Raw genomic sequence first — 8,627 nt, 5'->3', positions numbered from 1 at the left:
ACAGTGTTTTAACCTGTGGCGATATTATGAGTCCTACAGAAGCTACGGGTTAAAACCCATAGCTAATTGAAATGTTAAATCTTTAATGCCATATATATACTAATAACTAAAAATCTTTTATATCAGGATATCTAAAGAAATTAATTTCTTTAGATATCCTATAATTAGTTACTTATCGTAAATTTTCATTTAATTCATCGACAACTTTCTGTACCTTAGGTCTCATACTCTTAATAAAATCATTCCAATCTTTTTCAATATCATCAGCCGATGATGAAACAATAAGTTCAGTGATCTTGTCATTTACCTTGTGGGAGAAAGCACCATATCTGTTTTTCATTGGTCCACTAAAGAAATTAACCTTGTACTGTTCCTTTCCAGTTGGTTTTAAATAAACATCCTCTTGTGATAATCTATCATATACATCAGCTATAATCTTTCTTGTATAATCACCATATCCAGGATTGCTAAATTCCCATTCTGGACTATCATTAACAACTCCTACCCAATCTGCTCTAATATCACTAGGAGCTTGCAGAGTACCATCTTCTTTCTCTGGCCATAGGGGTATAACATTTCCATTTTCATCATACTTCCAATCCTCCCCCTTGATTCCGTAATGAGTGTAATTTCTACCTTCTTCACTAGCCAGCCAGTCCCAAACTTCTAGCCATCTCTTTAATTTCTCATCACTCATATCTGCTCTAAACATAGTAGCAGACCAATAATCTGTACCCTGAATTGCCATAATCTTTCTTTCCTGTGGCGTTCCCTGTGGACCTTTCACAAACATAGGTGCAATAGCATCCTCAGCTTTTAAACCTGGGTTGGCAGCCTCAAAAGGCTTAACAGTCTCCTCAAATAAACTATATGAGGTCCAATTATTAAAATAAATTCCCAATTGTCCACTGATAAATTTGTTTGCAGCATCATTATTTTGAGCAATAGGCTGATCCTTCCATAGGATTCCACTATCATACCATTCTTTTATTTCCTTTATACTTTTAACCATGTCTGGCTCTCCTGGTCCCCAGACATACTTACCATCTTTAAGGGTATAATCCTCCCAACTTGGGTTGGTCTGGTAGATTCCTGCAAACCAAGGAAAGGCCCAACCAATACCACCAATACCACTAGTCTTACCTGTTCCACTTACGTCTTCTTCTACAAAGGCTTTAGCCATTGCCTTTAGCTCTTCAAAGGTATACTCATTATTGTCATGATAGATACCAACTTTTTTGGCCCAGTCTTTTCTATAATAGAATTTCATTGTAGAAACATTATTATAATCCGCCTTTTGAATAGAAGCTAACCATGCATAACGTTTGTCATTGACCTTTACATACTCATCACTAACTAATTGCTCATTTAATCTCTTTAAATTCGGATAATTACTAAGTAGCTCATCCGGTAATTCTTTAAATACACCTTGCTCCGCCCAGCTTGCAAATTCTGGATAATTATAACCTTGTAGATCCATTCTTAATACTTCGGGCATATCTCCAGATGCAACCCAGATTCTTACCTTTTCATTCCAATCCCCCCAGTTAACAGGTCGAATTTCAAGCTCAATATTGAACTTCTTAGAGATAAAGTCATAAAAACGGTTCTTATCCTTTTGCTGTCCTGCATACATACTATTAATAGTATAAGTATACTTTTTAGCGTATTTACCGCTTCCTTCTTGATTAGTTGCTGCTTTATTATCTTCTTGCTTAGAACATCCAGTAAATAAGATTCCTAAGGATGACATAGATAGAATTAGAACTATTACTAATAATCTCTTTTTTGACACAAAAATACTCCCCCTTATCTTATTAAATTACTGAACAATTAAAGTTTTATAAATCGATAAGATTATAGTAAATAAAATACCCATATTTAATTATTCAGCTATAGAACAATGGAATTAATTGCGAATAATTTTAAAAATCCCATATCATACCCTTATCTAAAACAGATAAGGGTATAATCTGGGATCTTATGATGTTAGTCACTTATATACTTATACCCAAATTAATATCTAAAAGTCAAAAATACTAAAAAACAATAAATTCTATCTACTTTTCAATCTTTTTAAGCTAAAATACTTCCTTCTTCTAAAACTTATAATATCTTATAGAATTATATCCTTATGTTATTAATAATATCTTCTTGTATACCTAATTATATAATCTCAATACATATAAATAAATAGAATAAACTTAGCTTTCTTTGTAATATACTTAGAAGAATTAACAATATCTTTACGATTGATCATATAAACTCCCAATAATTAAATCAGCTATAATATAAATTTATTAAAGAGACTATACTTCTACTTTCATCCATCTCTCAGATTTAAAATAGAGATAAGTTATAAAAGTAATTAATATCATACATATATCAGCTATTATATAATGACCAACTAAGCCATAGGGTGTATAATTGATAATTAAATAGGTTAAAGGAATTAATAATATCCACAAACGGACTATATTAATCACCATAATAGATAAAGTATCTCCTGCCCCTCGAATCGCCCCCGAATAAATAATAAAGAAAGCATTAGCTATCTGTTGAATTGCTGTTAATCTCAATGGTAAGGTGGCTGTCTTAATAACTGACTGCTCTTCAATAAAAATACCAATATACTTTTCGGGAAATATAATAAAACTAATCCCAACTATAAATGCTAAAATCCCACCACAAATTATAGCAGTATTGATACTTTTGATAGCATTTTTCTTATCTTTTGCTCCTAAATATTGACCAACTAAGGTTGTTGTCGCTATTGAAAAACCAAAGATCGGCATAAAGAGTATTGATTCTATTCTAACTATAATATTAAAGGCTGAATAAGTAATGGTACCTAGACCAATAATCAAATAATTAAAAATAACATAGGAGCTTTGCATAAATAATTGCTCTAAAGCAGCCGACCAACTGATCCTCCATAATTTCTTAAATATAGTCAGCTTTAATTTAAACCATCTTAAAACCAACTTAATCTTCATCTTACCACTAAAACCAATAACCAAAAATATAATCGCACCAATTGCCCTAGATAATGTAGTCGAAATTGCTGCTCCTACAATTCCAAGCTCAGGAAAGATTCCAATTCCAAAGATAAGTAACCAGTTACCAATAATATTTAAGATATTAATAGCCCCATTAATCGCCATAGGAGTCACAGTATCCCCAGCTCCACGAAATGAACTACTTAAGGAAAAGCTAATGAACATAAAAAATTGGCTATAAATTACTACTTTTAAATAATCAATAGCTATTGCTGTTACTTCAGGCTCTGCATTAAATAGAGCCATTAGTGGTTGATGATAAAGATACATTAAAGCAGTTAAAATCAAACCAATTACCAGATTGATGATACAGGATTGACTGGCTATCTTATTTGCTCTACTCTTAGCTTTAGCCCCAATATATCTTGAGACTATAGCTGTCGTTCCAACATTAAAGGCAGAAAAGATAAAGACTATCGGAAATACAATTTGATTAGCTAAATTGATTGCAGCTAGACCTTCTGCTCCAATCCCCCGCCCTACCATAATAGTATCAACTACTCCTACTAAAGTATTTAATAACATTTCTACAATTGCTGGAGAAGCCAAAATCAGTACTTTCTTCAACATTGCACTAGTTGATAATTCTACCTGTTGTAAAGATAAATCTTGATTCATGTATCTACCTCCTAATCAAAATAAGTAATAAATTTTCCTATAATTTAGTTACTTTATAAGTTTGCTTTGTACTTATCTAATTACTTACTTTACTTACATTGTAATGATCTCTACTCTGATTTTAAATGGGATTATGTTAGTTAGATATGGTGTTATGTTAGTTAATAATTATAAATTTTATCAGGTGCGTTTTTATGTTCTACTACCAGAAGGTCTTTGAAATTACTCGTTTGAACTTAACCTGAATATTTATCTTAGACAGATACTAAAAAAACCCATACAGAACTCTACTATAATAATAGAAATTCTGTATAGGGGTTTTTTAAATCTTTTAAAAATTAAATCTATTCAGCAATAATGTTATCAATGTATAGCGTTCCAGTAGAATTATCGTCAGGTAAGGACATAAATTCTATACCTAACTCCCTAATATTATCACTGTAATCATAGCTTGATAAATCTATAGTAAAAGTAGTTCCTTCATTGTTTATATCTCCTTCAGCATTTACTGAATAGTACTCCCAATGAGTTCCATCTTTTATATATAATTTGCCATATGCACCACTAACAGTGCTTTTAACAGTTACTGATAAAGTAGAATAACCACTTAAATCCAAAGCAGGATATGGATATATAATCAATTGATATTGACTTCCATCAAAAGTAACCTTAGCAGCAAGAGCTTGGCTTCCCTCAGCAGACCAGTCTGTTGATACTTGTGGAGTCACTTCAGAGTCTGTCCAATCATCCTTTAGAATCCAATTATCAACACCATCTTCAAAATCATATAATGTCTTAGGTTCTATACTTCCTCCTGTATTTCCACCAACAACCTTTTCAAATACTGCTGTAAGAGTAACATCAGAATCCATGATTACAGTAATTGTATGATTAGTATTACCATCATAACCTGCACCTTGCCACCCTTTGAATGTTGACCCATCAGCTGCCTCAGCTGTTACTTTTACCTTTTCACCATATTCATAAGTTCCACCATTTGGAGTAACTGTACCTGTTCCACTCCCATTACTACCAATTGTTAATTTATATTTTTCTAAAGTTGTATCACTACTGCACCCTTGTAATAAAAGAGCCATAGCCAACACTACTAATACAATAATCGATTTGATATTTTTCAATCTAGATTCCTCCTTAAGTTTTAGATATCCTTCATCACACCAAATAAATTTAGGAGAGCCCCAAAAACCAATCATGACTCTGTTGAGCAGTAATTTAGAAACTAACTGTATACTTAACTTGATATTTATCTAAGGTTTTACGATTTGATAACTCATTATCGTCATCAAGAACTTCTTTACCATAAATAAACTCTAAGTTTCCTGCACTAAGCTCTTTATTAATATTAGCATAGAAGTTTTGCTTAAAGTCAGCCTCTTTATCCTCTCTACTTATTGTATATTCTCCAGTAATATCAAATCCATCTACTAACTGATAATTTGCTCTAGTTCTAAGAGCTGGCTTATCAAAAGTATTTTCATTACTACTACTTTCCAACCATAAATTAATATCTGTTTTTAAAGCTTCAGATACTTGATAACCTAAATTAAATTTGAAGTTAGGTTTCTGGAAGTGTTCTTTGATTTCATCCTCAGAACCTTCTACAGGGTCTTTATCACTTTCTAACCAAAATTCTATATTTCCAGTTAAATTCTCAATATCTAAAGAAGGGGTCGCTTTAATATAAACCTTTTCATCATCTAGATAATAATCCTCTATACCCCAGTAAGACTTATTAGCCCATTTACCTTCCAAAGAAGCATATATACCCAATTTAGATAACAATTTCCCATCAAAATATAACTTTGGACTAAGCTCATTCCAGTCATTTAAGTACTCTTCCTTTTCAGCTTTATATAAACCATTAAATGAATTATTGAACTCTAAACCTGTTTTAGCATTTTCAGAGAAAGTATACTCTGCTTTAGCATAATTTTTACCTTCATATTCTAATTTATTTTTGTGGTCTATATCTGCGTAATTTTTAAATAAATTACCACCATATCTTTTACTTTCTAGTTGCCAATATAAAGAACCTAAGCTCTGTTCTGCTTTAACATACCAACCCATAGACTCAAACTTAGAATCACTTTTTTCTTTTTCTTTTTCAAATATTCCATCACTAACTGCTACTTCTCCAGTTAAATTCAAACCACTAACAAAACTATGCTCTACATTAACAAAAGCTGTAGCATCATTATCATTGTCTATATTAGATTGTAAAACCCCACCTACTTTTACTGTAGAATAATCCCCAACCGGCATACTAACTTCACTAAGAATCAATGGCATATCAAACTCAATCTCATTCATTGACCATGGAATATCTCCATCTTCATTTACCTTAATTGGTGCTATTACTGCTGTATGAATTGAATTCAGACCAACTAAAGTATTTACCTCAATACCTGCAGCATCATCATATTCACTACCAGCAAATAACTTCATAGTCTCTCCTGTATCTTCTGCAGTATCTTTGTAGAAGGTTCTAATTTTTGTTCCATCAATATTACCAATTACTTCTGTTTCTCCTAAATCAATAATGGGATCATTAAGACCTTTATCAGAAATATTAAGGGTTGAATTTACCTCCCAATTTTGATTATGTTTGTAAGCAATATTCAACTCTATTTCACGTTCTACAGTAGTTTCAGTTCCTCCATAGGAATCTTCTTTAATTGCTAAAACATCAGCAATATATAATCCACTACCATCATAATCACTACCAATTTCGAAACCAAATTGTTTAATATTCTTCCAATCAACATCATCATAATCAGACTTATTAATCCTAATAATCTGCCAAGAACCTGCTTCTACATCTATATCTCCAACATCTGACCATTTCCAATCTGAACCATGTTGAACATATGGTTTAATTGTAATATCTTTACCAACTGGCTTATAAACTTTCAATCTAAAGCCTGAATACTTATCAAAATCAATAGTATCTGTAGCCAAATTAATATTGAATTTACCATCAGTATTATTTTTTACATGAATATATTCACTAACAGAAGAAAATTCACCAGTATCTACTGCTAATTTATCTATTTCCCCATTAGTTGAAGTCCAATCAATTATACCATTGATAAGTTTCTTTCCAGCAGGAACATTTTCAGAAGTAGTAATTACCTCTACATTACCACTCACATTAAATTTAGAAAGAAAAGAAGACTTTGGAGTTGTTTTTTCTTTTTTGAAATGATCTTTAACGCTCTCTAATTCAACAACTTTTTCTTCAGCATCTTCTTTTACTAGTCTAATATTATCAACATAGATAGCATTAGAAGGTAGAGCCATACCTGCAGGATATATCAGTAACCCATATCCCTTAACATTACTTAGATCTACTTCAGCCCCCATTTGCCACCCACTACCATTATTCTTCCAATTTTCAGGAGTTAATGGAAGGGTGATTGTATTAGTTCCAGGCTTTACAGAAATAGTCTTTGATTCATTCCAATTCCAATTATCACCTGTACTTATAGACATAGCAAAGTTGAAGGCATTATCACTATCATTATAAATATCTAACTTAACTGCTGTGGCTTCTGCCCACCCCTTTGTTTTTGTATTCTGAGAGAATGCTTTTCCAGATGTAGAAATATCACCATAAATAATTTTCAATGAATTGTTACCTTGTGTAGCATGGTCAGTACTTAAATTAGCAGCAAGAATATTTTCTGACTTTTCAAAGTAAGTGCCTGTTTCAAATCCATCTAAAACCACCTCTGCAGCAAATGCTACATTTGTTACTATCATAAGTAACAATATTATCAATCCTAATAATAATAACTTCTTATCCATAAATTTTCCCCCTTATAATCAGATATTTTAATGAATTATACAGCTAGAGTAGAGTATAAACTCCTATTTACTTATCATCTTATCTGCACTTACACTCTAAGAAGAAAGACTTTATATTTAAATAGGGCATTGAGATTTATTCACTTATTTATCTCTTAACTTATTTTGAATAGTGCCCTATAACACCCATTCAATAACATGCATAAGCATTGAATTTATCAATCGATTTATTCAAAATATTCAATTAATTTTTTAAATAAAAAATAATATGAATATGAAAACTTATCATCTTCTGTATAATAACCTACTATCAATGCTCTAAAGCAAATTAAGACCATACAGAAATTGATAAAGATTTCATCTTATAAATCAACTAATCAATCTATTATCCTAAAAGTCACAATATAAAAAATATTCTGTCAAATTTTATCTATTTTCTTAAAATTTCACCACAGATAAATACAAGATTCTAAGTTTACTTTGCCCAAGAAAGTACTTATCTTTTTTAGCTTTTACCATTATTTATAGCAAAGGTACTTCTTCAAAGTAGCTATATTCATCTGTGGCTAATACATCTTCATATTTGATCCTTCTAAATAAGTGATCGCTAAGCTCTAGAAATATAATTTTCTTAATAATTGATTAAACTTCAGAATTAGCTTTAATGTACTCAACCAACTCATTTACTTCACAATAAGCTACAGCCGTATAAGTATCAGCAGCACCATAATAGATAGCGATTCTTCCTGTATCAGCATCATGCAAGGTTGCACATGGGAAGGCTACATTAGGTACAAAGCCTGTAGTTTCATATTCTTTTTCAGGAGTTAGTAAGTAATCACGAGTTCTATAAAGCACCTTACTTGGATCATCAATATCCAAAATAGCAGCACCCATACTATAGACATAACCATTACAAGTTCCAGATACACCATGGTAGAACATTAACCAGCCCTCTGTTGTTTCAATCGGAGCAGGTCCACCACCAATCTTAGTACCTTGCCACCAGCCAGATCCACCATTGGACATGACGTGACGATGTTTACCCCAATAAGTCATATCCTTACTTTGGCTTAAGAAGATATCTCCAAAAGGAGTATGCCCTGTATCACTTGGACGATT

General features: G+C 31.8%; 5 protein-coding genes. All 5 read right to left on the bottom strand.

Features of this window, described 5'->3' with window-relative positions; all coding sequences use genetic code 11:
* Window positions 1–172 precede the first annotated feature (172 nt).
* Complete coding sequence (locus ACTCDL_RS12230; RefSeq protein ID WP_463176967.1) at window positions 173–1,795, bottom strand: type 2 periplasmic-binding domain-containing protein; 1,623 nt, start codon at window positions 1,793–1,795, stop codon at window positions 173–175.
* A gap of 514 nt (window positions 1,796–2,309) precedes the next feature.
* Window positions 2,310–3,677: an MATE family efflux transporter gene (locus ACTCDL_RS12225; RefSeq protein ID WP_463176965.1), complete on the bottom strand. Its 1,368-nt coding sequence runs from the start codon at window positions 3,675–3,677 to the stop codon at window positions 2,310–2,312.
* Window positions 3,678–4,021: 344 nt separating this feature from the next.
* Window positions 4,022–4,816 carry an InlB B-repeat-containing protein gene (locus ACTCDL_RS12220; RefSeq protein ID WP_463176959.1) on the bottom strand — a complete coding sequence of 265 codons (795 nt, stop codon included), beginning with the start codon at window positions 4,814–4,816 and terminating at the stop codon, window positions 4,022–4,024.
* A gap of 94 nt (window positions 4,817–4,910) precedes the next feature.
* The gene (locus tag ACTCDL_RS12215; RefSeq protein ID WP_463176955.1) at window positions 4,911–7,505 is read right to left on the bottom strand and encodes a hypothetical protein; all 2,595 of its coding nucleotides are present in this window, start codon (window positions 7,503–7,505) and stop codon (window positions 4,911–4,913) included.
* A 642-nt stretch (window positions 7,506–8,147) separates the two neighbouring features.
* Window positions 8,148–8,627 (bottom strand): glycoside hydrolase family 130 protein (locus ACTCDL_RS12210; RefSeq protein ID WP_463176951.1); only part of this gene is annotated, 480 nt, incomplete at its 5' end.

The organism is Orenia sp. (assembly GCF_055140805.1).
Note: the sequence above shows the minus strand (reverse complement) of the source record. Positions and strands in the feature narration are given on the sequence as shown.

Excerpts from the sequence above, each read along its gene's own strand:
- ACTCDL_RS12225 (WP_463176965.1), bottom strand. The coding sequence starts at position 3,677 with ATGAATCAAGATTTATCTTTACAACAGGTAGAATTATCAACTAGTGCA.
- ACTCDL_RS12215 (WP_463176955.1), bottom strand. The coding sequence starts at position 7,505 with ATGGATAAGAAGTTATTATTATTAGGATTGATAATATTGTTACTTATG.